This is a genomic window from Streptomyces sp. NPDC049813 (genome assembly GCF_044465085.1).
Lineage (GTDB): Bacteria > Actinomycetota > Actinomycetes > Streptomycetales > Streptomycetaceae > Streptomyces.
In genome coordinates this window covers 316,472-342,439 of the sequence record NZ_JBITLI010000004.1, presented here as the reverse complement: position 1 = coordinate 342,439, position 25,968 = coordinate 316,472, and the positions used below count along the sequence as shown (strand labels likewise).

The 25,968-nt window shown below is 71.6% G+C and carries 25 protein-coding genes; 14 read left to right on the top strand and 11 right to left on the bottom strand.

Features of this window, described 5'->3' with window-relative positions:
• The first annotated feature begins 71 nt into the window (after positions 1–71).
• From ACIBW6_RS11955 to ACIBW6_RS11940, 4 genes are all read left to right on the top strand, one after another.
• Positions 72–437 (top strand): DUF1330 domain-containing protein, encoded by a 366-nt coding sequence (locus tag ACIBW6_RS11955; RefSeq protein ID WP_399059110.1) that lies wholly within the window; start codon positions 72–74, stop codon positions 435–437.
• A 140-nt stretch (positions 438–577) separates the two neighbouring features.
• Positions 578–793, top strand: a complete 216-nt coding sequence (locus tag ACIBW6_RS11950) for a hypothetical protein (RefSeq protein WP_399059290.1) — start codon at positions 578–580, stop codon at positions 791–793.
• A complete protein-coding gene (locus ACIBW6_RS11945; protein WP_399059289.1) occupies positions 699–1,259 on the top strand; it encodes a hypothetical protein in 561 nt (186 codons plus the stop codon). The genes ACIBW6_RS11950 and ACIBW6_RS11945 overlap by 95 nt, the downstream gene beginning before the upstream one ends.
• A gap of 14 nt (positions 1,260–1,273) precedes the next feature.
• Positions 1,274–1,885 (top strand): hypothetical protein, encoded by a 612-nt coding sequence (locus ACIBW6_RS11940; protein ID WP_399059109.1) that lies wholly within the window; start codon positions 1,274–1,276, stop codon positions 1,883–1,885.
• Positions 1,886–1,967: 82 nt separating this feature from the next.
• On the opposite strand, the gene ACIBW6_RS11935 is transcribed toward ACIBW6_RS11940, so the two are convergent.
• Positions 1,968–3,068 (bottom strand): hypothetical protein, encoded by a 1,101-nt coding sequence (locus ACIBW6_RS11935; RefSeq protein ID WP_399059108.1) that lies wholly within the window; start codon positions 3,066–3,068, stop codon positions 1,968–1,970.
• A 57-nt stretch (positions 3,069–3,125) separates the two neighbouring features.
• Here ACIBW6_RS11935 and ACIBW6_RS11930 point away from each other — a divergent pair, with 57 nt between their 5' ends.
• Positions 3,126–4,298: a cystathionine gamma-synthase gene (locus tag ACIBW6_RS11930; RefSeq protein WP_399059107.1), complete on the top strand. Its 1,173-nt coding sequence runs from the start codon at positions 3,126–3,128 to the stop codon at positions 4,296–4,298.
• A gap of 59 nt (positions 4,299–4,357) precedes the next feature.
• Here ACIBW6_RS11930 and ACIBW6_RS11925 read toward each other — a convergent pair whose 3' ends face one another.
• The 3 genes from ACIBW6_RS11925 to ACIBW6_RS11915 all read right to left on the bottom strand — a co-directional run bounded on the left by ACIBW6_RS11925 (position 4,358) and on the right by ACIBW6_RS11915 (position 5,654).
• Complete coding sequence (locus ACIBW6_RS11925) at positions 4,358–4,612, bottom strand: hypothetical protein (RefSeq protein WP_399059106.1); 255 nt, start codon at positions 4,610–4,612, stop codon at positions 4,358–4,360.
• The gene (locus ACIBW6_RS11920) at positions 4,609–5,091 is read right to left on the bottom strand and encodes a sigma factor-like helix-turn-helix DNA-binding protein (RefSeq protein ID WP_399059105.1); all 483 of its coding nucleotides are present in this window, start codon (positions 5,089–5,091) and stop codon (positions 4,609–4,611) included. The genes ACIBW6_RS11925 and ACIBW6_RS11920 overlap by 4 nt, the downstream gene beginning before the upstream one ends.
• A 74-nt stretch (positions 5,092–5,165) precedes the next feature.
• Positions 5,166–5,654, bottom strand: a complete 489-nt coding sequence (locus ACIBW6_RS11915) for a MarR family winged helix-turn-helix transcriptional regulator (protein WP_399059288.1) — start codon at positions 5,652–5,654, stop codon at positions 5,166–5,168.
• A gap of 175 nt (positions 5,655–5,829) precedes the next feature.
• Here ACIBW6_RS11915 and ilvA point away from each other — a divergent pair, with 175 nt between their 5' ends.
• The 4 genes from ilvA (at position 5,830) to ACIBW6_RS11895 (ending at position 11,203) form a co-directional block, all read left to right on the top strand.
• Positions 5,830–7,071: a threonine ammonia-lyase gene (gene ilvA, locus ACIBW6_RS11910; RefSeq protein WP_399059104.1), complete on the top strand. Its 1,242-nt coding sequence runs from the start codon at positions 5,830–5,832 to the stop codon at positions 7,069–7,071.
• Positions 7,072–7,263: 192 nt separating this feature from the next.
• The gene (locus tag ACIBW6_RS11905) at positions 7,264–8,256 is read left to right on the top strand and encodes an ATP-binding cassette domain-containing protein (RefSeq protein WP_399059103.1); all 993 of its coding nucleotides are present in this window, start codon (positions 7,264–7,266) and stop codon (positions 8,254–8,256) included.
• On the top strand, positions 8,253–9,110 hold the full coding sequence (locus ACIBW6_RS11900) for an ABC transporter permease (RefSeq protein ID WP_399059102.1): 858 nt from the start codon (positions 8,253–8,255) through the stop codon (positions 9,108–9,110). The genes ACIBW6_RS11905 and ACIBW6_RS11900 overlap by 4 nt, the downstream gene beginning before the upstream one ends.
• A gap of 215 nt (positions 9,111–9,325) precedes the next feature.
• Positions 9,326–11,203 carry a recombinase family protein gene (locus ACIBW6_RS11895; protein ID WP_399059101.1) on the top strand — a complete coding sequence of 626 codons (1,878 nt, stop codon included), beginning with the start codon at positions 9,326–9,328 and terminating at the stop codon, positions 11,201–11,203.
• Positions 11,204–11,298: 95 nt separating this feature from the next.
• Here the strand turns inward: ACIBW6_RS11895 and greA are convergent, their stop codons facing one another.
• Positions 11,299–11,796, bottom strand: coding sequence for a transcription elongation factor GreA (greA, locus tag ACIBW6_RS11890; protein ID WP_399059100.1), 498 nt, complete (start codon positions 11,794–11,796; stop codon positions 11,299–11,301).
• A gap of 179 nt (positions 11,797–11,975) precedes the next feature.
• The gene (locus tag ACIBW6_RS11885) at positions 11,976–12,380 is read right to left on the bottom strand and encodes a DUF4307 domain-containing protein (protein WP_399059287.1); all 405 of its coding nucleotides are present in this window, start codon (positions 12,378–12,380) and stop codon (positions 11,976–11,978) included.
• 127 nt (positions 12,381–12,507) lie between these two features.
• On the opposite strand from ACIBW6_RS11885, the gene mca reads away from it, so the two are divergent.
• From mca to ACIBW6_RS11870, 3 genes are all read left to right on the top strand, one after another.
• Positions 12,508–13,389, top strand: coding sequence for a mycothiol conjugate amidase Mca (mca, locus tag ACIBW6_RS11880; protein WP_399059099.1), 882 nt, complete (start codon positions 12,508–12,510; stop codon positions 13,387–13,389).
• Positions 13,382–13,621, top strand: a complete 240-nt coding sequence (locus ACIBW6_RS11875) for a hypothetical protein (protein ID WP_399059098.1) — start codon at positions 13,382–13,384, stop codon at positions 13,619–13,621. Before mca ends, ACIBW6_RS11875 begins: the two co-directional genes overlap by 8 nt.
• 101 nt (positions 13,622–13,722) lie before the next feature.
• A complete protein-coding gene (locus ACIBW6_RS11870) occupies positions 13,723–14,322 on the top strand; it encodes a dihydrofolate reductase family protein (RefSeq protein WP_399059097.1) in 600 nt (199 codons plus the stop codon).
• On the opposite strand, the gene ACIBW6_RS11865 is transcribed toward ACIBW6_RS11870, so the two are convergent.
• The gene (locus ACIBW6_RS11865; protein WP_399059096.1) at positions 14,311–17,529 is read right to left on the bottom strand and encodes a tetratricopeptide repeat protein; all 3,219 of its coding nucleotides are present in this window, start codon (positions 17,527–17,529) and stop codon (positions 14,311–14,313) included. The two genes, ACIBW6_RS11870 and ACIBW6_RS11865, sit on opposite strands and share 12 nt — an antisense overlap.
• A 149-nt stretch (positions 17,530–17,678) precedes the next feature.
• The gene (locus ACIBW6_RS11860) at positions 17,679–18,245 is read right to left on the bottom strand and encodes a Uma2 family endonuclease (RefSeq protein WP_399059095.1); all 567 of its coding nucleotides are present in this window, start codon (positions 18,243–18,245) and stop codon (positions 17,679–17,681) included.
• A gap of 172 nt (positions 18,246–18,417) precedes the next feature.
• Here ACIBW6_RS11860 and ACIBW6_RS11855 point away from each other — a divergent pair, with 172 nt between their 5' ends.
• Entirely contained in the window at positions 18,418–20,448 is a 2,031-nt protein-coding gene (locus tag ACIBW6_RS11855) for a thioredoxin domain-containing protein (RefSeq protein ID WP_399059094.1), read from the top strand.
• A 58-nt stretch (positions 20,449–20,506) separates the two neighbouring features.
• Here the strand turns inward: ACIBW6_RS11855 and ACIBW6_RS11850 are convergent, their stop codons facing one another.
• From ACIBW6_RS11850 to ACIBW6_RS11840, 3 genes are all read right to left on the bottom strand, one after another.
• Positions 20,507–21,127 (bottom strand): TetR/AcrR family transcriptional regulator, encoded by a 621-nt coding sequence (locus tag ACIBW6_RS11850; RefSeq protein WP_399059093.1) that lies wholly within the window; start codon positions 21,125–21,127, stop codon positions 20,507–20,509.
• A 5-nt stretch (positions 21,128–21,132) separates the two neighbouring features.
• Entirely contained in the window at positions 21,133–22,698 is a 1,566-nt protein-coding gene (locus tag ACIBW6_RS11845; protein ID WP_399059092.1) for a DHA2 family efflux MFS transporter permease subunit, read from the bottom strand.
• A 146-nt stretch (positions 22,699–22,844) separates the two neighbouring features.
• Positions 22,845–23,528, bottom strand: a complete 684-nt coding sequence (locus ACIBW6_RS11840; RefSeq protein WP_399059091.1) for a hemolysin III family protein — start codon at positions 23,526–23,528, stop codon at positions 22,845–22,847.
• A 301-nt stretch (positions 23,529–23,829) separates the two neighbouring features.
• Here ACIBW6_RS11840 and ACIBW6_RS11835 point away from each other — a divergent pair, with 301 nt between their 5' ends.
• Positions 23,830–25,752 (top strand): phosphoenolpyruvate carboxykinase (GTP), encoded by a 1,923-nt coding sequence (locus tag ACIBW6_RS11835; protein WP_399059090.1) that lies wholly within the window; start codon positions 23,830–23,832, stop codon positions 25,750–25,752.
• Positions 25,753–25,968: the final 216 nt, after the last annotated feature.

Below are 25,968 nucleotides of genomic sequence, written 5' to 3'. Positions count from 1 at the left end.
TAATCGACGCCCTCCCCGGGCCCCGGCAGGATCGACGCATCCACCCCGCCGGACCCGAGGAGGGCTCGCTCATGAGTGCCTACGCCATCGCCGTGCTGCGCCCCACCGCCCCCGTCCACCCCGACGTCCTCACGTACATCGAACGCGTCCAGGACACGTTCACCCCGTACGGCGGTCGCTTCCTCTCGCACGGCAAGCCCAGCGCGTACGTGGAGGGCGAACGCCTCGGCGACCTCGTCATCGCGGAGTTCCCGGACCTGGCCCACGCCCACGCCTGGTACGCGTCCCCCGCCTACCAGGCCATCCTGCCGCTGCGCACCGCCCACATCCCCGGCGAGATGATCTTCGTGGAGGGCGTCCCGGCGGACTACGACGCGGCACACACGGCGACGACAATGCGCGCCGCCCTCCGCGCCGGGGCCGGCGAACAGCAGTAGGGCCGCGTCCTCCCGAACGCCCCGATGATCGTCAGCCCTGCCCGCACTCGCCCGTCAGCGTCACGTGCAGCAGAACGGGCTGGGGCAGCGGGTCCGGATCGCTCCCGGTCCGCGACAACAAGAACCCCGCCGGACCCGTCCTGGTGATCACCTGCACCTCCTGGTCCGCGATCATCGCCGGGGTGCGCGCACTGAACGTGGGCCGACCCGCCGGGGCAGAATCGGGGCATGGACGTACCCAAGCTGCTGGAAGCCGCTTCCCTGCTGGTTTCCGAGGAGAGCGCCACCGAGAACGACATCACGGTGGCCGACGTCTGGGAGTACCTCAGCCACGACGAGTGGGAGGTGGCCCTTGACCTGCTGGAGGAACTCGGCGACGTACAGCCGCTCCCACACGGCTTCTGGGAAACTCTGGCGCTCGCTGCCGAACAGATGCGGCTGGGGACGAGCGCGGCCTGGTGCCGCTGGCGCTGCTACGAGACCCGCGACGGCGTCATCCGGGCCGACCTCACCCTCCGCCCGGCCGCCGAGGCCCGACGACAGACGCCCATCTCCGGCGCCGGCGTCCTGCGACCGATGTGGAACATCGGAAACCGCACCCTCGCCGGCGAATCAGCTCTCGACATCGCGATGCTCTGGGTCGAGCACACGCCCTCCCTCGAACCCGGCGGGCGATCCTCGGTGCGACTCGCGCCCCTCGACCCTCAGCGCTGGCGACAGCTTCAACCCGGGCAGGTGATCACCATGCACGAGGACCGGTCAGTGGCCGGGACGGCAGTTGTGCTGGAGGTCCAGCGACCTTCGACGACGCCTGAGGCATAGGAGAGGCTGACCCCATGTATGCCCCTGACAGCTGGGACTTCCTCGGCGTCGGAGACCCGCTGCACGTCGCCCGCGACGAGCGGCGCGGTCTGCTGGCCGTGGCCGGTGCGCCGGTGCCGGAGAAGGGGACGCCGGTGGCCGTCCTCACCAGGCGCTCTTTCGTCCGCCGCGCGTTGGTGCACTCCCGTTTCCCCGTGCACGCCCTGGCCTTCCATCCCCGGCACGAACTGCTGGCGGTGGGCACGGGCCAGTACGACGGCGGCTACTTCTTCGAAGGGAGCCTTCTTCTGGTGCACCCGCGATCGGGAGCGGTGACCTCGGCCCTCGCGGACGAGTTCGGCCGGCAGGTGCTGGGCCTGGAGTGGCTCGACGAACGGTCGTTGCGGGTCCTCATGGCGCCACCGGACGACTGGCGGGACGAGGCGGCCCATGAGCACGGGCACGTCGCCGTCGTCGACCGCACCGACTGGAGGAGCGTCCCCGGCCACTCGGTCAGCGGCCGGGAACTGGCAGGCCCCCGGGTGCACGCGCCCCGCCTCGAACGGGACGAAGCGGCGCGGCGGGCGGCGGCCGCCCTGCGGGCGATCTGGGAGACCCAGCGCGGCGCACCCCAGCGCGAGGGGTGAGAAGCACACCCGGGGGCCTACCGCGGCCCGCCCGCACCGGGGGACCGCCACCGATATGACCCGGGCCCGCCCGAACCGCGGCTCAGTGCCGCAGGCTCGCCGGGCTGCCGCCGTTCGCCTCGTACCCGGCGACCGCCAGCGCCCGGTACACCGCGTAGGACCCCGCCGGGTCCTCCTCCGCCGTCCACGGGATCGCGCCCACGTGGCCGTCGACGTGGACCAGTTGCTGCATCGCCTCGGCCCAGCGCTCGCTGCGGACCAAGAAGAAGACCAGCAGATGGCGGACGTGGGCGAGCATCGGGTCGTCGGGGCGGGCCGCCGAGACCGCGAAGAGCGCGCCGTGCACCGCCTTGGTGACGACCTCGCTCTCGTAGAAGCCGCGCACCAGGTTCAGGTCGGGCATGTGCTCGTACAGCGCGAAGAGCGGCAGCGCGGCCAGCAGCGAACCGCGCGGGGCGCGCGCCGCCGCCGCCTCCGCGAAGGCGAAGGCCTCCTCACGCGAACCGTGCCACTTCTCCGTCCAGTAGCGCAGGCCCGCCAGATGCGCCCCCATGTGCCCGGGCGCCGTGTCCAGGATCTTCAGCCACAGCTGCTCGAACTCGGGCCGGGAGTACCCGAGCCCGCGCGCCACCGCGAGGTGCGTGATGTGCGGGACCGGGTCGCCGGGCGCGAGCAGCGCGGCCTGCTCACAGGCGCCCCGCGCCTCCTCCAGGATGATCCGCTGCTCGTCCGGCGTCCCGCCCTGCCGCCAGGCCTGCTGCACCAGGAACTCCGCGAAGACCTGCGCCCCGCCCGCGTCCTTGGGCTGCTGCGCCCGCCACGCGTGCAGCCAGCCGGCCCCCAGCCGCGGCGTCTGCGCCAGCTCGATGGCGGCGGCCCCGGCGATCGCCTGGACCCGCTCCCACCTGGTCTCGGTCTCCCGTCCGGTCCCGGCGAGCAACTGGGAAGCGGCCGTGAAGTCCTGGTTGCGCTGGACGACCGCCATCACGTCCAGCAGGTCCCGGTCGGGGCCCGGCAGCCGGACGTCCAGCTCCTCCTGCCGCAGGAAACCGTAGTCCGCCGGATCCGCGGCGTCCGGCGAGCCGGGGGCGACCTGACGGATCCCGCCACCACCGCCGCGCCGCCGCAGCATCACCACCCAGGCGATCATCAGCACGGCCATCAGGACCCAGAGAATTCCCATACACACAAAGCTAACCGAGGCGGCCCCGCCCCCGCGGCGGCACTACTCTCGGGGCACATGAGCGACACCCACAGCCACAACGGCACCCCCCGCGGGTTCGAGACGACCGCGATCCACGCCGGCAACACGGCCGACCCCGCCACCGGCGCCGTCGTCCCGCCGATCTACCAGGTCTCCACGTACAAGCAGGACGGCGTCGGCGGCCTGCGCGGCGGCTACGAGTACAGCCGCAGCGCCAACCCGACCCGCACCGCCCTGGAGGAGAACCTCGCCGCGCTCGAAGGCGGCCGGCGCGGCCTCGCCTTCGCCTCCGGCCTCGCCGCCGAGGACTGCCTGCTGCGCGCCCTCCTCGCCCCCGGCGACCACGTGGTCATCCCGAACGACGCGTACGGCGGCACGTTCCGGCTGTTCGACAAGGTCGTCTCGCGGTGGGGCGTCAACTGGTCCGTCGCCGACACGAGCGACGTCGACGCCGTGCGCGCCGCGCTCACCCCGCAGACCAAGGCGATCTGGGTCGAGACCCCCTCGAACCCGCTGCTCGGCATCACCGACATCGCCGCCGTCGCCCAGGTGGCCCGGGAGGCCGGCGCCCGCCTCGTCGTCGACAACACCTTCGCCAGCCCCTACCTCCAGCAGCCCCTCGCCCTCGGCGCGGACATCGTCGTGCACTCGATGACCAAGTACATGGGCGGCCACTCGGACGTGGTCGGTGGCGCGCTGATCGTCGACGACCAGACGCTCGCCGACGAGCTCGCCTACCACCAGAACGCGATGGGCGCCGTGTGCGGGCCCTTCGACGCCTGGCTGGTCCTGCGCGGCATCAAGACGCTGCCCGTCCGCATGGACCGGCACAGCGAGAACGCCACCCGCGTCGCCGAGATGCTCGGCCGCCACCCCCGCGTCACCAAGGTCCTCTACCCGGGCCTGCCCGAGCACCCGGGGCACGAGATCGCCGCCAAGCAGATGAAGGCGTTCGGCGGCATGGTCTCCTTCCGCGTCGAGGGCGGCGAGGAGGCGGCGGTCGAGGTCTGCAACCGCGCGAAGCTCTTCACCCTCGGCGAGTCGCTGGGCGGCGTCGAGTCCCTCATTGAGCACCCGGGCCGCATGACGCACGCGTCCGTCGCCGGTTCGGACCTGGAGGTCCCCGCCGACCTCGTCCGCCTCTCCGTGGGCATCGAATCGGCCGACGACCTGCTCGCCGACCTCCAGCAGGCGCTCGGCGACAAGTAACCGCCGCCGCGCCGGCGGCGGTTCACCAGCCGGCGAACCGCCGCCACGGCGGCGCGGACTCACCAGCCGGTCAGTGGGGGAGTCGTCCTCGCGGGCGGCTCCGCCCACGGCCGCGCCACCGCCGCCCAGACCACGAACGCGACCAGCAGCGCGCACAGCACGAGCCACCCGGCCCGGCGCACCAGCCGCCGGCGCCGCAGCGCCCGCCCGCCCCTGCGCACCGCCTGCGCGCACAGTCCGGCGGGCACCACCGGCGGCGGCGCGGCGTCGAGCACCGCCCGCACCGTCGCCTCCTCCCGCTCCCGCCGGCTCACACCGCCGCCCTCCCGGGCAGCTCCGCCGCCGGGGCGGGACCGCGCGGCGGATGCAGGACGAGCGCCATCGCGCGCGCGTGCACCGTCCGTACGCGCTCCAGCGGCAGCCCGAGCACCGCCGCCACCTGCTCCTCGCCCACCCCCTCGAACAGCCGCAGCACCAGCACCAGCCGCTCCTGCGGCGTCAGCCGCCCCAGCACACCGCCGCCCCCGCGCGGCCCGCGCCACGCGCCGCGCGCGAAACGGACGCCTAGTTCCGTGCGGGCGCAGTCGTAGGGATCCTCACCCCGAAGACGGTCCCAGGAGACATACGTCCGGGCGAGAGCGGCCGTGAGCAGCTTCCGCGCGCGCGGGTTGGCGTCGTGCGGCTCGGCGGTCAGCAGCGTCGCGGCATGCAGCAGCCGCCCTGCCGCGCCCGCGACGAACGCCTCGAACTCCCGGGCCCGGCGGGCATCCCTCGACGCCTGCCGATCGCGCACGCTTCATCTGAGGACCGCCGCGGCCCCCCGGTCAAGAGGCGGGAGCCACGGCGGTCCTGCGGAGGCGGGCCGCCTCAGGAGTCGGCGGCAGGAGCGGGCTGCCCCGACTGCCGCGCGGACAGGGCGTCGTTGAAGCGCGTGAGGAGCGCGCAGAACTGCTCACGCTCCTGCGGCTCCCAGTCCTGCGTCAACTGGGCCATCAGCTCCCGCCGCGACGAGCGCACCTCGTCGAGCCTGGCCAGGCCGCGCGGCGACAGCTGGAGCACGACGGCGCGGCCGTCCTCCGGGTGCGAGGTCCGCTTGACCAGACCCGTGTCGACGAGCGGGGCGACCTGACGCGTCACCGTCGAGGAGTCGATCCCCATGCTCGACGCGAGCGCCTTGACGCCCATCGGGCCTTCCTTGTCGAGGCGGTTGAGCAGCAGATACGCGGCACGGTCCATCGAATTGCGCACCTGCCCGACCCCGCCGAGCCGGGTCTGCTCGGCGCGGCGGGCGAAGACCGCCACCTCGTGCTGGAGCGTTTCGAGGAGGCCGGTGTCGCCGGCGGTCGTCATGTCCATCATTTCCTGTGGTGTGGGCATGGCCGGGGGCTCACTTCATGCGTGGGTGGTGGATTGCACTGGATTGGGGCACAGGGTACGCGGCGAAAGCGCTGGCCGTACCTGCGCTGCGCAATCCGGTCTCGGAGCGTGAACATCCCGAGAGACGTACGCCGTGAGCTGCGAGACTTCAGTCATGAGCTTCAGCGCGTCCGCCCCCCTGCCGCACCCGGTGCCCGCCGTCACCCTCGACGACGTCCGCGGCGCCCAGAAGATGCTCTCCGGGGTGGCGCGGATCACGGCCCTCGCGCACAGCCACCACCTCTCCCAGCTGACCGGCACCCCGGTCCACCTGAAGTGCGAGAACCTCCAGCGGACCGGCTCCTTCAAGCTGCGCGGCGCCTACGTGCGCATCGCCGGGCTGCTCCCGGAGGAGCGGGCCGCCGGGGTCGTCGCCGCGAGCGCAGGCAACCACGCGCAGGGCGTGGCCCTCGCCTCCTCCCTCCTCGGCGTGCGCTCCACGGTCTTCATGCCGGTCGGCGCGCCGCTGCCGAAGGTCGCCGCCACCCGGGACTACGGCGCCGAGGTGCGGCTGCACGGCCAGGTGGTCGACGAGACGCTGGCCGCGGCGCAGGAGTACGCGCGCGAGACCGGCGCCGTCTTCATCCACCCCTTCGACCACCCCGACATCGTCGCCGGCCAGGGCACCCTCGGCCTGGAGATCCTGGAGCAGTGCCCGGAGGTGCGCACCATCCTGGTCGGCGTCGGCGGCGGCGGGCTCGCGGCCGGCGTCGCCGTCGCGGTGAAGGCGCTCCGGCCCGACGTGCGGGTGATCGGCGTCCAGGCGGCGGGCGCGGCGGCCTACCCGCCCTCACTGAAGGCCGGCCACCCCGTCTCCTTCCCGCACCCGTCGACCATGGCCGACGGCATCAAGGTGGGCCGGCCCGGCGACGTCCCCTTCGGACTCGTACGCGGCCTGGTCGACGAGGTCCGCACGGTCTCCGAGGACGCCCTGGCGAGCGCGCTGCTGCTCTGCCTGGAGCGCGCCAAGCTGGTCGTGGAACCGGCCGGGGCGAGCCCCGTGGCGGCGCTGCTGAGCGAGCCGGGGGCCTTCGAGGGGCCGGTCGTCGCCCTGCTGTCCGGCGGCAACGTCGACCCGCTGCTGATGCAGCGCGTCCTCACCCACGGCATGGCCGCCGCGGGCCGTTACCTGTCGCTGCGGGTGCGGCTGACCGACCGTCCGGGGGCGCTCGCCTCGATCCTGCGCGTGTTGTCAGTGGCGGACGCTAACGTCCTCGACGTGGGCCACGTGCGGACCGATCCGCGGCTGGAACTCACGGAGGCGGAGGTGGAGTTGCACCTGGAGACCAAGGGGCCCGCGCACTGCGACGAGGTGCGCGCCGCGCTGCGCGAGGCCGGCTACACCGTCATCGACTGACCGCTCCGCCGGAGGCGGCGCGCGACCTGGCAGCCACTCGGCAGCCACTCGCGAAAAGCGGTTGAGCAAACGCGATACATCGCGATACCGTGTGTCCCGCATCACCCGTTCGCCGGGCACGCCTGTCCGGCTGTCACTAAAATTTCCGCACATAACCGCATAGGCACCACCCGCCGACCCATGGGGGAGAAAATGCCAGGCGCCATCTACGCCGAAGGGCTCGTGAAGACCTTCGGCGACGTACGGGCTCTGGACGGCGTCGATCTGGACGTACCAGAAGGCACCGTCCTCGGTCTGCTCGGACCGAACGGAGCGGGCAAGACCACGGCGGTGCGCTGCCTGACGACCCTGCTCACGCCGGACAGCGGCAAAGCGGTCGTCGCAGGCATCGACGTACTGAAGCATCCGAACGAGGTGCGGCGCTCCATCGGCCTCTCCGGCCAGTTCGCCGCGGTCGACGAGTATCTGACGGGCCGCGAGAACCTCCAGATGGTCGGCCAGCTCTACCAGATGAAGGCCAAGGAGGCGAAGGCGCGGGCGGTCGAGCTGCTGGAGCGGTTCAACCTCGCGGACGCCGCCGACCGCCCCTCCAAGACGTACTCCGGCGGCATGCGCCGCCGCCTCGACCTCGCCGCCGCGCTCGTCGTCTCCCCGCCCGTCATGTTCATGGACGAGCCGACCACCGGCCTCGACCCGCGCAACCGGCAGCAGCTGTGGGAGGTCATCCAGGAGCTGGTGGCCGGCGGCACGACCCTGTTGCTGACCACGCAGTACCTCGAAGAGGCCGACCACCTGGCGCACGACATCTGCGTCGTCGACCACGGCCGGGTCATCGCCCGCGGCACCTCCGACCAGCTCAAGGCGCAGACCGGCGGCGAGCGCGTCGAGCTCGTCGTGCACGAGCGCGAGCACCTCGAAGGCGCCCGCCAGGTCCTCGCCGGGTTCGGCAAGGGCGAGACCGCCGTCGAGGAGCACACCCGCAAGCTGACCGTCCCGGTCACCGGCGGCGCCAAGCTGCTCGCCGAGGTGATCCGCGAGCTCGACGCCCGCGGCATCGAGCTCGACGACATCGGCCTGCGCCGCCCCACCCTGGACGACGTGTTCATCTCCCTCACCGGCCACCTGGCCGAGGCGGCGCCGGACGGCGCCGGGGACCCGGACCAGGCCGAGGAGGCCCGTAAATGAGCGCCGCCACCACCCCCGTCCGCGCCCCGCGCGCAGCGGGCGGCATCGGGCAGTCCGTGCGGGACTCCCTGGTCGTCGCCCGCAGGAACTTGATTCGAATGACCCGAATTCCCGAAATGTTGTTGTTCGGAGTCATTCAGCCAGTGATGTTCGTCGTACTTTTTACCTACGTCTTCGGCGGCTCGATCGCCATTCCGGGTGCCGGTGTCAGTGCGGGCGCCTATAAGGAATTCCTGATGGCCGGCATCTTCGCGCAGACCGTAACCTTCGCCACGGCAGGCGCGGGCGCGGGCATCGCCGATGACATGCACAAGGGACTCATCGACCGGTTCCGCTCGCTACCCATGGCCCGCGGCGCCGTGCTGACCGGCCGCACCCTCGCCGACCTGGTCCAGACGGCCGTGACCTTGGCCGTCCTCGCCCTCGTCGCCCTGCTCGTCGGCTGGCGTACGCACGAGAACATCGGCAAGGTGCTCGGCGGCTTCGCCCTCCTGCTCCTCCTCGGCTACGCCTTCACCTGGATCGGCGCTCTCATCGGCCTGTCTGTGCGCACCCCGGAGGCGGCCACCTCAGGCGGCCTGATCTGGCTGTTTCCACTGACGTTCATCTCGAACGCGTTCGTCCCCGTCAACGGCATGCCGAAGTTGCTGCAGTACGTGGCGGAGTGGAATCCCTTCAGTGCCACGGTGGCGGCGGCTCGTGAACTGTTCGGCAACACGATCGCGGGCGTCCCGAAGTCGGTGACCGGGGCCTGGCCCATGGAGCACCCCATCTGGGCCACGCTGATCTGGTCGGCGCTGATCATCGTGGTGTTCAGAACTCTCGCGGTCCGCAAGTACCGGAAGGCGGCCTGAACCCCGGGCGTTGACGGCGGCGAAGCCCGCTCCTTCGAAGGGGGCTTCGAGGAGTTCAGTGGTAGGCCGGCCACGGCGCATATGTCGTGATGTCGGGCTCATGAAACACAACACGACCTCAGCGGGAGATTAGGCCCTACCGCTGAGGTCGCTGGCCAGTCATGGAGGACTGACGTATGGCGAAGCGTACCTGTGTGCGCGGGCACGGTGGACCCGTGCGCGTCGCGATCTACCTGCGGGTGTCCACTGCGCGGCAGCTCGAAGGCTACGGCCTGAAGTCGCAGGAAGATCAGTGCCGCGCCTGGATCGCGCACGCGATGCGTGGCAACGGCCGTGTCATCGCCGAGGTGTACGTCGATGGTGGCGTTTCCGGCAAGCTCGCCAACCGTGCGGGGCTGGACCGCATGACTTCCGACGCCCTGGCCGGCCGTCTGGACGTGATCGTCTTCGGCAAGCTGGACCGCATCGGCCGGGACATGAAGAACATCCACCGCTGGGTGTACGACGTGACCGACAAAGGCGTGCGAGTGGCCACAGCGGACGGCCGGATCGACTCCGACGAAGCCATGTTCGACAGCCAGCTGTCGCTTCTGGCGTATATGGCCGAGGTCGAACATGCGTTGATCGTGGAACGGACCATGAGCGGTCGCATGCAGCGGGTCGCGGTCGGGAGCTGGCCCCTGGGCGAACCACCCTTCGGGATCATGCTGGACGAAGACGGGGTCCCCGTCCTCAACGGCGCGGAGGCCGTGCAGATCGAGGCCTTCGCCGACTTCATGATCAACGCTGAGGGGCCGGTGACGCGGGAGGACGCCGCCCGGCACCTGAACGCGCTGGGATACCGAACGCGCTCCGGGAAGGAGTGGCAGGGCGGGAACCTCGTGCAGCGCACCCTCCGGGGCCTCAAGGGTTATGTCGACTTCGCCTTCGCCGGGGAGAACGAGGACGGCGAGGAGATCACGACCAGCTACCGGGTCGATATCCCGAAGCCGTTGTCCGAGGAGAGAGCCGAGGCCCTCGTCGCAGCACTGGCGCGGACCTCGTCCGTGAGGAGTAGAAGCAACGGCCAGTTCCTGCTGACCAGGCGCCTACTGAGCGTCTGCGGCGCACACCGCACCGGCGCATCGGTCGATGCCGGGCGGTCCGCCCACACGGCAGGCCGCTACTACCGCTGCATGGCGGGCCAGCCAGGAGGCGCGGGCGACGTACGGCACGACGAGTGCTGGGAAATCCCGGCTGATCACGTGGAAGCCGCGGTCTGGGAAGAGACGAAGCTGCTGATGGCCGACCGGGCGGGGCTGCACCGACTGGTCGAGGAGTCTCTTGGCACGATCCCTGATCGCGCAGCTTCGTACCGCCGTCGGCTGGTTGCGCTGGACGAGCAGATCGCGAAGAAGCGGGGCGACCGAAAACGCAAGATCGCGCTGCTGCTCGCTTCTGTCGAGGGCGGGGGCGAGGAGGGCGACGCCCCGCTCATCAAAGAGATGGAAGCCGAACTCGAGCGGCAGGAGACCGACCTCGTCGCCGAGAGAGAGCGGGTTGCTGAGTGGCTGTCCGAGGCCGAGGGGCAAGAGGATCGCACGCGGTCGATTCTGCCGATGCTCGACAGGCCCAATAGCCGACTCGATGACCTCACCTTCGAGCAGCGGAGGGACGTGCTCGCCCTTCTCGATGTCCGAGTCCAGATCACCGACAAGGGCGTGCCGCGGCACAAGGGACAGGCCGACCCGATCACCCGATGGCACAGGCAGACCGGCACCACGGTTCCCGCTCAGGTCACCGACGACATGTGGGAGAAGGTGCGGGGCATCCTGTCGGGGAACCGGCAGTGGAAGGATCCGCGCGACGGCTTCGAGACCATGCTGGACAAGCTCCGCACCGGCCGGGCCTGGAACTCGTACAGCGGCACCGAGGCGATCGGAGGGCGGAGCTACGGGGCTCTGTACCGGCGCGTATGGCATTGGTTCGACTCTGGGGAGTACGAACGGGCCCTGCAGGCCCTGACGCCGTACGACGGTGTTCCCGTGCCTCCTGAGTATGTCCTGCCGTCGATGCTCGTGACCGGGGCGGCTGGTCATACGCACTGTCCGTGAGCCGCAACGCGGCGTCCTGACCCGCCCGCCCCGCGCACGGCGAGGCCCCCGGAGCTGATCAGCTCCGGGGGCCTCGCCGTCGGTGCACGGGGGCGTCAGCCGGTGTACGGCTCCGCCGTGAGGACCTTGACCGAGGCGAACTTGCCGTTCGGCAGTTCGTACTGGGCGTCCTCACCGACCTTCTTGCCGTTCACGCCCATGCCCAGCGGCGACTGCGGCGAGTACGTCTCGATGTCGGAGCTCGCGTACTCGCGGGAGGCGAGCAGGAAGCTCATGGTGTCGTCCTCGTCGCCGTCGAAAGCGATCGTGACGACCATGCCGGGCGCGACGACCCCGCTGGCCGCGGGCGCCTCTCCGACCTTGGCCTTCTCCAGGAGCTGGGTCAGCTGGCGGATGCGGAGCTCCTGCTTGCCCTGCTCCTCCTTGGCGGCGTGGTACCCGCCGTTCTCCCGCAGGTCGCCCTCCTCGCGCGCCGCAGCGATCTTCTGCGTGACTTCCTCGCGCGCGGGACCAGACAGGTACGCCAGCTCGTCCTTGAGCTTGGTGTACGCCTCCTGCGTCAGCCAGGTGACGTCTTCGCTGGTCTGGGTCACAGGTCGCTCCTCGTAGGTACTGGGAATACAAAGCATCGCCCTACCCAGAAGGATGTTCCCTTACGGGTGGGCGAAACCACGAGCCTAACAATTCAGCGGTCGAAGGGGGAGGACATATGGCACCAGTTTTCCGTCGGCGCAGGTCAGCGCCGAGGTTCTGGGCCGGGGCCGGCGCGGGTTCAGTCGGCGTGGCAGCCCATCAGCTCCGCGGTGGTGCCCTTGCCGGTGGTGCGCAGCGTGACGACCTTGTCGATCCGCTCCTGGTGCTGGGAGAAGCGGAAGTCGGCGCGGCCCACCTCGGCGCCGTCCTCGCTCTGCGAGCGGACCGTGCAGTAGCCGCTCGTCCCGGCGTCCTTGCGGATCTCCAGGTGGACCTTGACGTTGTCCGCGTAGGGCTGGAAGGCGATCACCTCGCCGCTGAACTTGTTGCCGACGACGTAGTACCAGCCGAACCAGCACATCATCGCGGCGAACAGGGCCCCCAGGACGACCGCGGCGATCTTGAGCTTGCGGTCCGCGCGGGCGTCGGCCGAGCGCGATGATCCGTAGCGGCCATCCGGCAGCTGCTGCACGGCGCTCATCAGCCAGTTCCTCTCGTGTCGCCCGGCCGGGACCGGGCACCGGAATTTTCCGCCCCCCGGTTCGGTCACTATAGAAGCGCCCACCGCGCCGAATCACATCAGGGCGCCTTATTTCACCGAGGATCTTGTCTTGACTGAGCAGCTGCGACTGATGGCCGTTCACGCCCACCCCGACGACGAGTCGTCGAAGGGCGCGGCCACCATGGCCAAGTACGTGTCCGAGGGGGTGGACGTGCACGTCGTGACCTGCACGGGAGGCGAGCGTGGCTCCATCCTCAACCCGAAGCTCCAGGGCGACACCTACATCGAGGAGCACATCCACGAGGTGCGCCGCAAGGAGATGGAGGAGGCCCGCGAGATCCTCGGCGTGAAGCAGGACTGGCTGGGCTTCGTCGACTCCGGGCTGCCCGAGGGCGACCCGCTGCCGCCGCTGCCCGAGGGCTGCTTCGCCCTGGAGGACGTGGACGAGGCGGCCGGCCGGCTGGTGCGCCAGATCCGTTCCTTCCGGCCGCAGGTCATCACGACGTACGACGAGAACGGCGGGTACCCGCACCCCGACCACATCATGACCCACAAGATCACGATGGTGGCGTTCGACGGCGCGGCCGACGCGGAGAAGTACCCGGAGGCCGAATTCGGCCCGGTCTTCCAGCCGAGCAAGCTCTACTACAACCAGGGCTTCAACCGGCAGCGGACCGAGGCGCTGCACCACGCCCTGATCGCGCGGGGCCTGGAGTCGCCGTACGCGGACTGGCTCAAGCGGTTCGACGAGTCGGGGCGGCCCGAGCGGACGCTGACCACGCACGTGCCCTGCGCCGACTTCTTCGAGATCCGCGACAAGGCGCTGATCGCGCACGCCACGCAGATCGATCCGGACGGCGGCTGGTTCCGCGTCCCGATGGAGGTCCAGATGGAGGTCTGGCCGACCGAGGAGTACGAGCTGGCCAAGTCCCTCGTCGATACCTCCCTCCCCGAGGACGACCTCTTCGCGGGCGTCCGTCACAATGCCTGATGTGACATCGAATCTGGCAATGACCCATCTCGTCCCTCTTGCCGCGCAGGAGGTCGACGAGAACAAGGTGACTCCGGGTGTGCTGGGCTTCATCGTCTTCGCGGTGATGGCTCTCGCCGTCTGGGGCCTGATGAAGTCGATGAACAAGCACATGCGCAAGGTCGACTTCAAGGAGAAGCCGGGCGCCGAGCCCGTCGGCGCCGACGCCGCCAAGGCGCCCGAGCGCTCGTAGCCTCCGCTTCGCAGGGCCCGCCCTGCTTTGCAGGGCCCGCCCCCGGGGCCGCCGCGCGCGTGCCCGCGATGAGTTTCGCGGGCGCGCGGGGTCGTACGGGTATGAGCCCTGTACTGATGCACGCGGTCGTCTCCGTGGACGGTTACATCGCCGACGCCGAGGACCAGGTCGGACCGTTGTTCGACTGGTACGGCAACGGTGACACGCCCCTCGGCGACGGCGGCGGTCTCCGGATCTCCAAGGCCTCCGCCGACTACACCCAGCCGGTCTGGGACAGCCTCGGCGTGACGATCATGGGTCGACGGCTGTTCGACCTCACCAACGGCTGGGAGGCGCAGCCACCGGCCGGCGAGCACGTCGTCGTGGTCTCGCACCGGCCCCGGCCCGCCGACTGGCACCCCGAGGCGGACCACTACCACTTCGCGACCGACGTGCCCGGGGCCGTCGCCCGCGCCAAGGAACTCGCGGGCGACCGGTCCGTGGCGATCACCGCGGGTGACATCGGCGGCCAGGCCTTCGCGCTCGGCCTGGTCGACATCGTCGCCATGGACGTCGTCCCGGTCGTCTTCGGCTCCGGCCGCCGCTATTTCGGCGCCGCCGACGGACAGCGGCTCCTGGAGGACCCGCACGTGGTGATCCAGGGCGACCGGGTGCTGCACCTGCAGTACCGGGTGCGCGGGGATGGGGGGCTACGGATGTGACGCGCCCACCGGCACCCCCATCACGTCCCGGGCGTGCCGGTTCGGGACCATGCCGAGCCGCCAGGCCTGCCAGCCCGCGTCCAGCTCCACCCCGCGCTCCAGGAGCAGCTGGAACGCGCCGATGAAGTCGTCGAGCTTGCCGTCCCGGGCCGGGTCCGCGCTCCGGGCGAGCTGGGCCAGCTCCTCCTGCGCGACCGCCGTGCCCACCTCGGACCCGCCCGGCGAGGCGTAGGGGAGCAGGGTGCAGCGCAGGAACGCCGCCCAGTCCTCGCCGCGCCGGTCCCCGTACGAGGCGAAGAGGGCCGCCGCCTCCCCGCACAGCGCGAGGGCCTGCGCCAGACGCGCGTTGCCCGCGTCGACGACCGCCAGCTCCAGGCAGGTCCACGCCTCTCCGTGGGCGACCCCGATGCGCTGGAAGTCGGCGCGCGCGTCCACCAGGAGCTGGCGGGCGAAGCCGGAGTTGCGCAGCGACCCCGTCTGCGCCGCCCGCTGGTCCCGGGTGACCCGCGCCGAGTGGTGGCGGGCGCACGCCAGGCCGTACACGTCCCGCATCCGGGAGAACATCGTGCGTGAGCGCTCAAGCTCGCGGACCGCCTGATCGAGGTGGCCCGACTCCTCCAGGGCCTGGCCCAGGTAGTAGTACGTCCAGGCCTCCCCGCGCGCGTCCTCGTTCTCGCGGTGGCGGGAGACCGCCTGGCGCAGCCCGTCGACCGCCTCCGACGCCTCGCCGTCGACCAGCCGGGCCCGCGCCAGCTGCGTCAGCGCCCACGCCTCGCCCCGGCTGTCCCGGGTGCGGCCGTACAGGTCGAGGGCCGCGCGCAGCTCGGCGTCGGCGTCCGGGACGTCCCCCATGCGCAGCCGCAGCTGGCCGAGCTGGAAGTGGGCCCAGGCCTCACCGTGCAGCGACTCGCTCTCCCGGTGCAGCGCCAGCGCGTCGGTGAGCAGCGCCAGCGACTCCCCGACGTGGGCGCGGTCCCGCTCGACGGCGGCCAGCGCGTGCAGCGTCCAGCCGCGGTCGCCCCGCGTCTCCGGGGTCGTCTGAAGATCGAGCGCCGCCCGCAACTGGGCCGCCGCGTCCCCGAGTTGGCCCTGATGGTGCAGGGTGATGCCGAGCGAGCACAGGGCCCGCGCCTCGCCCGCCTGGTGGTGGGCCTCGCGGTACAGGTCGACCACCGACGTCAGCGTCGTGCGCGCCTTGTCCAGCTCGCCGAGCTGACGGGCCGCGATGCCCGTGCGCCACTGGACCGAGCGCACCAGCAGCCCCTGGTCGACGGCCTGCGTCAACTCGCTGATCTCGCCCAGCCGGTAGAGGTCGCCGCGCAGCAGGCAGTAGTCGCACAGCGCGCCCAGCAGGCCGAGCACCGCCTCCTGGTCGACGTCCTCCGCGTGCCGCAGCGCCGCCGTGATGAAGCTCGACTCGTCGTCCAGCCAGCGCAGCGCCGCGTCCAGCGAGGTGAAGCCGTGCGGGCCCGGCTGCCCGGCCCGCGTCGACATGTTGCCGTCGACCAGCCGGATCACCGAGTCGGCCAGCTCCGCGTAGTTCTGGATCAGCCGTTCCTGCGCGGCCGTGCGCTCGGCGGGCTCCTCCTCGTCCGCGAGCCGGGCCGCCGCGAACACGCGGACCAGGTCGTGCAACCGGTAGCGGTTGCCCCGCACATGGTCGATCAGGCCCGCGCGCGCCAGCTCCGTCAGCCGGCGCACGGCCTCCGACTCGTCGGTGGCCAGCAGGGCCGCCGCGGCCGCCGCGCCCAGGGAGGCCCGGCCCGCCAGCGCGAGCCGGCGCAGCAGCCGCCGGGCCGCGTCGGACTGGTCGGAGTAGCGCAGCCACAGGACCCGCTCGACCGGCTCCACCGGGCCGTACGCGCTCAGGTCCGCCGCCAGTCGGCGCGTGGTGCGCGGGCCGATCGCCGAGCCGGCGATCCGCAGCGCGAGCGGCAGCCCGCCGCACAGCTCCCGCACCTCGTCGGTGGCGGCCGCGTCGTAGGGGTCGCCGTCGTCCTGCGCGCACTGCCGCAGCAGCTCCTCGGCGCCCGCCGCGTCCAGCGCCTCCACCGGCAGCTGGTGCACCCAGGCCGGGGCGTCGCCGAGGTCGAGCGGTTCACGCGCGGTGACGACGACGAGGCTGTCGGAGCGCTCCGGGATCAGCGCGCGCACCTGCGCGGCGTTGTCGGTGGCGTCGGCGTCGTCGAGCACGATCGTCACCGGCAGTCCGGTCAGATGCTGGTGGTACAGCTCCATCAACCGCTTGACCTGCTGCTCCGGTGACGAACGCTCCCGGAACAGCAGTTGCTCGCGCGGCGCGCCCAGCCGGTTCAGCAGATGCAGCAGCGCGTCCCGCGTCGACAGCGGCGCCGCGTCCGCCCGGTCGCCGCGCAGATCCACCACGCACGCCCCGCGGAACTGGTCCCGCAGCTCGTGCGCCGCCCGCACCGCCAGCGTCGTGCGCCCCGAACCCGGCGCCCCGTGCAGCACCACCACGGTCGGCCGGGTCTCCGTACTGGCCCGCGCCGCGTGCACCCACTGCGCGATCCGTGCCATGGCCGCGCGCCGCCCCGCGAACGGCCCCTCCGGGACGGGCAGTTGGCCGAACGACTGCTCCAGTACGCTCCTGCGCCGGGCAGCCGCGCTCTTGTCGGTGCGCCGCAGGGCCGGCCCCGCCGACTTCTTCTTCGGCGTCCCGGTGCTGGCCGCGAGGACGCGCTGCTGGTCCAGGAACGGCCGGATGCCCCGCACCTCCAGCGCCGTCAGCCACTGCAACCGCAGCTGCTCGGGGCCGCCCGGCTGGTTCAGGGCGCCCGCGCTGCGGCTCGCCGCCGGCAGGTGGGAGGCGGTCACCTTGGCGACGGTGGCGGCGGCCCCAATCACGGCGACCGCGACACCGGCGCCCGCCGCGACGCCACCGCCCGCCCCGAGCGCCAGGTCCGCCACGACGGCGGTCACCGCCCCCACCCCCGCGACCATCAGCGGCGTCGCCCCGCCCTCCTTGGCGAACCGCTCCCCGAACGTCAGCTGCCCCGCCGACGACTCGTCCAGCGCCCGGGTGTACGCGGCGTACTCCTCGGCGGCGGTCCGCTCCATGGCATCGAGCGCGCCCTTCGCCCGCGCCAGCAGCACGCCCCCGTCCGTCCGCCCGCCCGTCCGCCTTACCTCTTCCTCGACGGCCCGGGCCAACAGCCGCTCGGCCTCCGCCCGATGGCTGTCCCGCATCTTCGGTCCCCCTCCGGTGATGACAGTTCCGGGTCAAGTGTCCTGCGTATGGGGTGCGGGCGCGAGAGCCCCGACGATCAAAGACATGACCGCCTTGGCCTCGGGACCGCCGCCCGCTCAGCGGGACCGAGGGAAGATCTCCGGTGCTGTCAGGCGACTTTCAGGTCGACAGCGACGGAGAAGGGTGCGGTGGCCTTCACCGTGCCGGTGAACATCTCGCCGTCCCGGTACGCCTTGGTGGCGGGGTCGAGGACGTAGGTGTAGATGATCGGGACGCCGGTGGCGGCCTGCTCGACCCGCCAGTAGAAGGGGATGCCGGCCTTGGCGTACTGGTCGACCTTCACGATCCGGTCGGTGGTCTCCGAGCCGGGCGACACGACCTCGACGACCAGGAGTACGTGCTCGGGGCGGGTGGGCGTGAGGTCGATGGTCTCCGCCCGGTAGACGATGACGTCGGGGCGGCGGTTGGTGAGGGGGACGTCCTGGAGGCGGACGTCGAAGTCCGTGTCGGCGTTCCAGTCCGGGCCCGCGGCGGCCTCCAGGGCGTTGGCCAGGATGCGGGCCAGCCGGTTGTGGCGCTTGGAGGCGCTCGGGCTCACGACGACCATCCCGTCCACGATCTCGATGCCGGCGCACTGCTCCTCGGACCAGGAGTCGTACTGCTCCGCGCTGATCTGCGTGTGCATCCACGCGGGCGCCACCATCTCGGCGGTCATGGTGTACCTCCTTCGAGGAGCTTCAGCAGTCCCGGTTCTGCTCGGACCAGCCTACTGTTCGCCGATGCCACGCCGCCCGATATCAGCAGCTCCCACCCGCCCCGCCCCCCGGTTCCTACCCCGCCCCGTGGCGCGCGGGTCTCGCTGAGGAGGGTGCGCGAGGATGGGGTGCATGGCGAACCGACTTGCGCAGACCTCCTCCCCGTACCTCCTCCAGCACGCCGACAACCCCGTCGACTGGTGGCCATGGTCGCCCGAGGCGTTCGAGGAGGCGCGGCGGCGGGACGTACCGGTGCTGCTCAGCGTGGGGTATTCGAGCTGCCACTGGTGTCATGTCATGGCCCACGAGTCCTTCGAGGACGACGCGACCGCCGCCGTCATGAACGACAATTTCGTCAGCGTCAAGGTCGACCGCGAGGAGCGCCCCGACGTCGACGCCGTCTACATGGAGGCCGTGCAGGCAGCCACCGGGCAGGGTGGCTGGCCGATGACCGTGTTCCTGACGCCGGACGCCGAGCCGTTCTACTTTGGTACGTACTTCCCGCCCGAGCCCCGGCACGGGATGCCGTCCTTCACGCAGGTCCTGGGCGGCGTCCGGGACGCGTGGACCGGGCGGCGCGGGGAGGTCGCCGAGGTCGCCGCGAAGATCACCCAGGATCTCGCCGGGCGGAGCCTGGGTCTCGGGGACGCGCAGGTGCCCGGGGAGGGCGAGCTGGCGCAGGCGCTGCTCGGGCTGACCCGGGAGTACGACGCGACGTACGGCGGGTTCGGCGGCGCGCCCAAGTTCCCGCCGTCGATGGTGATCGAGTTCCTGCTGCGCCACCACGCCAGGACCGGCGCCGAGGGCGCTCTGCAGATGGCGCTCGACACGGGTGAGCGGATGGCGCGCGGCGGGATCTACGACCAGCTCGGGGGCGGCTTCGCCCGGTACTCCGTGGACCGCGAGTTCACGGTGCCGCACTTCGAGAAGATGCTCTACGACAACGCGCTGCTGTGCCGCGCCTACGCGCACCTGTGGCGTTCGACCGGGTCGGAGCTGGCCAAGCGCGTCGCGCTGGAGACCGCCGACTTCATGGTGGCCGAACTGCGCACGAACGAGGGCGGGTTCGCCTCCGCGCTGGACGCCGACAGCGAGGACCCGGCGAGCGGCAAGCACGTGGAGGGCGCCTACTACGTGTGGACGCCCGCGCAGTTGGAGGCGGTGCTCGGCGCGCAGGACGGCGCGGTCGCCGCCCGGTACTTCGGGGTCACGCAGGAAGGGACCTTCGAGGAGGGTGCCTCCGTGCTGCAACTGCCGCAGGGGGAGGAAGTGTTCGACGCGGGGCAGGTGGCGCGGATCAGGCAGGCGCTGAGCGCCGCGCGGCGGGAGCGGCCCGCGCCCGGCCGGGACGACAAGGTCGTCGCCGCGTGGAACGGCCTCGCGATCGCCGCGCTGGCCGAGACCGGGGCGTACTTCGGGCGGCAGGACCTGGTGGACGCCGCCGTCGCCGCGGGCGATCTGCTGGTGCGGCTGCACATGGACCCCCTCGCGCGGCTCTCGCGGACCAGCAGGGACGGGCGGGTCGGCGCCAACAGCGGCGTCCTGGAGGACTACGCCGATGTCGCCGAGGGGTTCCTCGCGCTGGCGTCGGTGACCGGGGAAGGGGTGTGGCTGGAGTTCGCCGGGTTCCTGCTCGACCACGTCCTGGACCGGTTCGTCGATCCGGAGAGCGGCGCGCTGTACGACACCGCGGCCGACGCCGAGCGGCTGATCCGGCGCCCGCAGGACCCGACGGACAACGCGACGCCGTCCGGCTGGACCGCGGCGGCCGGGGCGCTGCTCTCGTACGCCGCGCACACCGGGTCCGAGCCGCACCGCACCGCGGCCGAGCGGGCGCTGGGCGTGGTCAGGGCGCTCGGGCCGCGCGCGCCGCGCTTCATCGGCAACGGTCTCGCGGTCGCGGAGGCGCTGCTCGACGGGCCGCGCGAGATCGCCGTGGTGGGGGAGGTGGGCGGCCGGCTGCACCACGTCGCGCTCACCGAGACCGCACCCGGCGCCGTGGTCGCCGTGGGCCCGGAGGGCAGCGACGAACTGCCGCTGCTCGCCGGCCGGACGCGGGTCGGCGACCAGGACACCGCCTACGTCTGCCGCCACTTCGTGTGCGAGACCCCGGAGACCGACCCGGACCGGCTGCGCCGCGCCCTGACGGAGAACCAGGGCTGACGGTCCGGGGGAGCGGAGGAGGAGCGGAGGGGGGAGGCGAGGGCCCGGAGAGCGGGGCCTACGTTCCCTGGAGCCCGTCCCGCAGGACGTCCAGGGCCCGTACCGACAGGTCCCGCAGGTCCCCGCCCGCGTCCCCCCGCTCGGCCCAGTACATCGTGGCCTCCATCAGCGCGCCGACCACCGCCATCGCGTAGACCCGGACCTCCAGGTCCCCCGCGTCGCGGCCGGTGCGGTCGGCGAGGACGCGGCAGATCATCTGGCCGGTGACCGACATCGACTCCATCATCCGCGAGCGCACCGCCGGCACCTCGACCTGGAGCCGGGTGCGCAGCCGGGTCACCTCGGGGTCCTCGCTCTGCACGGCGCGCAGCAGGCTCTCCTCGATGACGTGCCGCAGCGAGTCGAGGAGGGACTCACCGGCCGGGCGGGCCCGCAGTTCGCGCTCCAGGACCGGGTCGAACTCGTCGGTGAGGACGATGTCCTCCTTGGTCGGGAAGTAGCGGAAGACCGTGGACGGGGACACCTCGGCGGCCTCGGCGATCTGCTCGACGGTCGTCGCGTCGTACCCCTGGTCCATGATCAGGCGGTACGTCGCCTCGCGGATCGCCGTGCGGGTCTTGAGCTTCTTGCGCTCCCGGAGCCCGAGCTTGGGCTCCGGGGTCTGTGCTGAGGCGGCCATGACCGTCATTGTCGGGCATCCGCGCCGGTGGGGGCCACCTCCGTACCGGACGGCGCGCTCGCGGCGGGGGCCGGGCGGGCGGGCATCAGCGTCGCGGTCAGGACCACGCAGACCAGGGCGACGATGCCGATGACGGTCAGGGCGAGGTCCATGCCGTGGAGGTACGCGGCGTCGGCGGAGGCGGCCAGCGTCCGGTCGCCGAGCCGGCCCGCGACCAGATGGGCGCCGATCACCGAGTCCCGGGCGGCGTCCGCCGCGGCCCCGGAGACGGAGGCCGTGCTCAGCCGTGCGGTGTACGCCCCGGCGACCAGGGCGCCGAGCAGGGCGACGCCGAGCGCGCTGCCGGTCTGGCGGACCGTGCTCAGCAGCCCGGCGCCGCGCCCCGCCTGGTCCTTGGGCAGGGCGCCGAGGGCACCGCCCATCGCGGGGATCATGGCGAAGGCGAAGCCGAACCCGGCGACGGTCAGCCACAGGGCGGTGAACCCGTACCCGGAGCCGGCGGTGGTGCGCGCCCCGAGGAACGCGGCGAACGCCAGGACCACCAGGGAGACGCAGATCACGGCCCGCTCCCCGAACCCGGCGACGAGCGGCTGGGCGAGCTTCGCCGCGGCCAGCATCCCGGCCATCAGCGGGATCAGCCGCAGGCCGGTGCCGAACGAGTCGGTGCCGAGCACGGCCTGGAAGTACTGCGGCAGCACGAACATCAGGCCCGACAACACGAACATGCCGAGCGTCGCGACCAGCGTGTGGGTGAGGAAGCCGCGGTGGCTCAGGAGCGTGAGGTCGAGCATGGGGCGCGGGCTGCGGCGCTCGCGCAGCACGAGGCCGCCGAGCAGGGCGACGGCCGCCGCGAAGGAGCCGAGCACCACCGGGGCGGTCCACCCCTTCGCGGGGCCCTCGATGATCGCGTAGATCAGGGTGCCGAGGCCGAGCGCGGTGAGGACGGTGGAGACGACGTCGACGCGGGGAGCGGCCGGGTCCCGGGTCTCCGGGAGCAGGAAGAGGCAGGCGGTGATGCCGATCGCGACCATCGGCACGTTGATCACGAAGACCGAGCCCCACCAGAAGTGGTTCAGGAGCCAGCCGCCGAGGATCGGGCCGAGGGGCATGCCGAGCGCGGACGCCGCGGAGATCATGCCGATGGCCTTGGTCTGCTCGGCCCGCGGGAAGAGCGAGGGCAGTACGGAGATGGCGAGCGGCATCACGAACGCGCCGCCGACGCCCATCAGGGCCCGGGCCACGATCACCCAGGTCACGTCGGAGGCGAGGGCGCCGAGGACGGATGCCGCGAGGAAGACGCCGAGCCCGCCGACCAGGACCCGGCGGCGGCCGAAGCGGTCGCCGAGGAGTCCGGCGGGGAGCATCAGCGCCGCGAACACGACCACGTACGCGTCCGCCATCCACTGCTGCTGGCCGGTGGTGGCGCCCAGCTCGCCGGTGATCGTCGGGAGCGCCACGTTCAGGATCGTCATGTCGAAGCCGAGCACGAGCATGCTCGCGACCAGGGCCCCGAGGGCCCACCAGCGCCGGGGGTCGAGGCGCGGCACCGCCTGCTGATTGATAGTAACCATGAATTGAGAGTAGCTCTCATTTCATGGTGAGTGTCAATATGCGGTTACGGTCGACAACTCCTCTGGGGGTCGGCGTGCGCGCGCACGCAGAGATGGCCGCGGCTGATGAGCCGCGGCCATGATCGGAAGGGGAGGAGCGGGAAGCGTCAGGCGTGCTGGTAGGCGACCAGGGAGATGCCGACGTAGTGCACGACGAACGCCGCGAGGGTCAGCGAGTGGAAGACCTCGTGGAAGCCGAAGTAGCGGGGCGAGGGGTTGGGCCGCTTGATCCCGTAGATCACGCCGCCCGCGCTGTAGAGCAGCCCGCCCACGATCACCAGGACGAGCACCGCGACGCCGCCGGCCCGCATGAAGTCGGGCAGGAAGAAGACCGCCGCCCAGCCCATCGCGATGTAGCAGGGGGTGTAGAGCCAGCGCGGGGCGCCGACCCAGAAGACCCGGAAGGCGATGCCCGCCGCTGCCGCCGCCCAGATGCCCCACAGCAGCGCGTCGCCCTTGGAGTCGGGGAGCAGCAGCATGGTCAGTGGCGTGTAGGTGCCCGCGATGATCAGGAAGATGTTGGCGTGGTCGAGGCGGCGCAGGATGCCGTCCGCGCGCGGCCCCCAGTTCCCCCGGTGGTAGAGCGCGCTCACGCCGAACAGCAGGCAGGCCGAGAGGACGTAGATGCCGCAGGCCACGCGGCCGCGCGTGGAGTCGGCCAGGGCCGTCAGGAAGAGACCGGCGACCAGCACCGCGGGGAACATGCCCGCGTGCAGCCACCCGCGCAGTCTGGGCTTGAGCAAGGGCGGCTCTGCGACGGGGACTTCGGGCTGCTCGGCGGTGACGCTCATGGGTCGCATCGTACCTACGCCTCCGTAGGTGGTGGATATGGAGAACCGCAGTCCTCACCGGGGGTTAACCCGAAGTCCTGATCGATAAGCCCGTGGGGCCGAGTGGTGATGCTCACGTCGCTCAAGTGTGAGGCCCCCTGGACAGATGGGCGAAACGGTCGGATGATCAAATGAGTGCGGTCGGCACCGGATGAGCGCTCACCGGACTCCAGCCCCTGGAGCCCGGTGGAACGGGAGGCGCAGCGTCCGGGTCGCAGCCCCCACGGGGCACCCAACACAACACCCTCATTTAGGAGCGATCGTGGCGCGCGACATCGCGGCTCCCCTCTCCCGGACCGACACGACCCCCGTCCCCACCCCCTCGGCCCCCTCGACCCCCTCGGCCCTCTCAGGCCTCTCGGACCTCTCGGCCCTTCCGACCGAGCACAAGGAACTGATCGCGTGGGTCAACGAGATCGCCGAGCTGACCCAGCCCGACCGGGTCGTCTGGTGCGACGGCTCCGAGGCGGAGTACGAGCGGCTCGCCGAGGAGCTCGTCGCGAAGGGGACGTTCAAGAAGCTCGACCCGGTCAAGCGCCCGAACTCCTACTACGCCGCCTCCGACCCGACCGATGTCGCGCGGGTCGAGGACCGGACGTTCATCTGCTCCGAGCGGGAGGCGGACGCGGGCCCGACCAACCACTGGAAGGCCCCGGCCGAGATGCGGGAGGTCTTCCGGGGCAACGAGGGCAACGGCGGCATCTTCCGCGGCAGCATGAAGGGCCGGACGATGTACGTCGTCCCCTTCTGCATGGGCCCGCTGGGCTCGCCGCTCTCCGCGATCGGCGTCGAGATCACCGATTCGGCCTACGTCGCCGTGTCGATGCGCACCATGACCCGGATGGGCCGCCCGGTCCTGGACGAGCTCGGCACCGACGGCTTCTTCGTCAAGGCCGTCCACACGCTCGGCGCTCCGCTGGAGCCGGGCGAGGAGGACGTGCCGTGGCCGTGCAACTCCACGAAGTACATCTCGCACTTCCCCGAGGACCGCGAGATCTGGTCCTACGGCTCCGGCTACGGCGGCAACGCCCTGCTGGGCAAGAAGTGCTACGCCCTGCGCATCGCCTCCGTCATGGCGCGTGACGAGGGCTGGCTCGCCGAGCACATGCTCATCCTGAAGCTGACCCCGCCGCCGGAGGAGGCCGCGTCCCCGACGTACGTCGCCGCCGCGTTCCCGTCCGCCTGCGGCAAGACCAACCTCGCCATGCTGGAGCCCACGATCCCCGGCTGGACGGTCGAGACGATCGGCGACGACATCGCCTGGATGCGGTTCGGCGAGGACGGCCGGCTCTACGCGATCAACCCCGAGGCCGGTTTCTTCGGTGTCGCGCCCGGTACCGGCGAGCACACGAACGCCAACGCGATGAAGACGCTGTGGGGCAACTCCGTCTTCACCAACGTCGCGCTCACCGACGACGACGACGTCTGGTGGGAGGGCATGACCGAGGAGACCCCGGCCCACCTCACGGACTGGAAGGGCAACGACTGGACGCCCGAGTCAGGCGTCCCGGCCGCCCACCCCAACGCCCGCTTCACCACCCCGGCAGCGCAGTGCCCGATCATCGCGCCCGAGTGGGAGGACCCCAGGGGCGTGCCGATCTCGGCGATCCTCTTCGGCGGCCGCCGCGCGAGCGCCGTGCCGCTGGTGACGGAGTCCTTCGACTGGAACCACGGCGTCTTCCTCGGCGCCAACGTGGCCTCCGAGAAGACCGCCGCGGCCGAGGGCAAGGTCGGCGAACTGCGCCGCGACCCGTTCGCGATGCTGCCGTTCTGCGGCTACAACATGGGCGACTACATGGCCCACTGGGTGAAGGTCGCCCAGGAGAAGGACGCGGCCAAGCTGCCCAAGATCTACTACGTCAACTGGTTCCGCAAGGACGCGGACGGCCGCTTCGTGTGGCCCGGCTTCGGTGAGAACAGCCGCGTCCTGAAGTGGATCGTGGACCGCCTCGACGGCCGGGCGGAAGGTGTCGAGACCCCGATCGGCATCCTTCCGGCCAAGGGTTCCCTGGACACGGACGGCCTCGATCTGGCCGACACCGATCTGGAGTTCCTGCTCACCGTCGACAAGGAGGTCTGGCGCGAGGAGGCCGCGCTGATTCCGGAGCACTTGAACACGTTCGGCGATCACACTCCGCCGGAGCTGTGGGACGAGTACCGGAAGCTGGTGCAGCGCCTCGGCTAGGCCGGACCTGAGTGAGCCCCCGCACAACGGCGTGCGGGGGCTCAGTCATGCCCCGTCAGGGGCGCGGGGAACCTGCGCGCTCAGCCACGACGAAAGCCGCGGTCGCGTCTGCTCATCCATCGAGCAGACGCGACCGCGGGGTTTGGTGGGGTTGGGGCGCCCTTACCCCCCCCCCCAACGCCGGGAACAAACCGGCAGCGGAAGCCGGGTAAAACA

What these genes read in the sequence shown, in the direction of transcription:
- ACIBW6_RS11870 (WP_399059097.1), top strand. Translation starts at nt 13,723, where the DNA reads ATGAGCCCTGTACTGATGCACGCGGTCGTCTCCGTGGACGGTTACATC.
- ACIBW6_RS11865 (WP_399059096.1), bottom strand. Translation starts at nt 17,529, where the DNA reads ATGCGGGACAGCCATCGGGCGGAGGCCGAGCGGCTGTTGGCCCGGGCC.
- ACIBW6_RS11875 (WP_399059098.1), top strand. Translation starts at nt 13,382, where the DNA reads ATGCCTGATGTGACATCGAATCTGGCAATGACCCATCTCGTCCCTCTT.
- ACIBW6_RS11840 (WP_399059091.1), bottom strand. Translation starts at nt 23,528, where the DNA reads ATGAGCGTCACCGCCGAGCAGCCCGAAGTCCCCGTCGCAGAGCCGCCC.
- ACIBW6_RS11930 (WP_399059107.1), top strand. Translation starts at nt 3,126, where the DNA reads ATGAGCGACACCCACAGCCACAACGGCACCCCCCGCGGGTTCGAGACG.
- ACIBW6_RS11850 (WP_399059093.1), bottom strand. Translation starts at nt 21,127, where the DNA reads ATGGCCGCCTCAGCACAGACCCCGGAGCCCAAGCTCGGGCTCCGGGAG.
- ACIBW6_RS11905 (WP_399059103.1), top strand. Translation starts at nt 7,264, where the DNA reads ATGCCAGGCGCCATCTACGCCGAAGGGCTCGTGAAGACCTTCGGCGAC.
- ACIBW6_RS11915 (WP_399059288.1), bottom strand. Translation starts at nt 5,654, where the DNA reads ATGGACATGACGACCGCCGGCGACACCGGCCTCCTCGAAACGCTCCAG.
- ACIBW6_RS11845 (WP_399059092.1), bottom strand. Translation starts at nt 22,698, where the DNA reads ATGGTTACTATCAATCAGCAGGCGGTGCCGCGCCTCGACCCCCGGCGC.
- ACIBW6_RS11935 (WP_399059108.1), bottom strand. Translation starts at nt 3,068, where the DNA reads ATGGGAATTCTCTGGGTCCTGATGGCCGTGCTGATGATCGCCTGGGTG.
- ACIBW6_RS11860 (WP_399059095.1), bottom strand. Translation starts at nt 18,245, where the DNA reads ATGACCGCCGAGATGGTGGCGCCCGCGTGGATGCACACGCAGATCAGC.
- ACIBW6_RS11940 (WP_399059109.1), top strand. Translation starts at nt 1,274, where the DNA reads ATGTATGCCCCTGACAGCTGGGACTTCCTCGGCGTCGGAGACCCGCTG.
- ACIBW6_RS11900 (WP_399059102.1), top strand. Translation starts at nt 8,253, where the DNA reads ATGAGCGCCGCCACCACCCCCGTCCGCGCCCCGCGCGCAGCGGGCGGC.
- ilvA (WP_399059104.1), top strand. Translation starts at nt 5,830, where the DNA reads ATGAGCTTCAGCGCGTCCGCCCCCCTGCCGCACCCGGTGCCCGCCGTC.
- ACIBW6_RS11955 (WP_399059110.1), top strand. Translation starts at nt 72, where the DNA reads ATGAGTGCCTACGCCATCGCCGTGCTGCGCCCCACCGCCCCCGTCCAC.
- ACIBW6_RS11855 (WP_399059094.1), top strand. Translation starts at nt 18,418, where the DNA reads ATGGCGAACCGACTTGCGCAGACCTCCTCCCCGTACCTCCTCCAGCAC.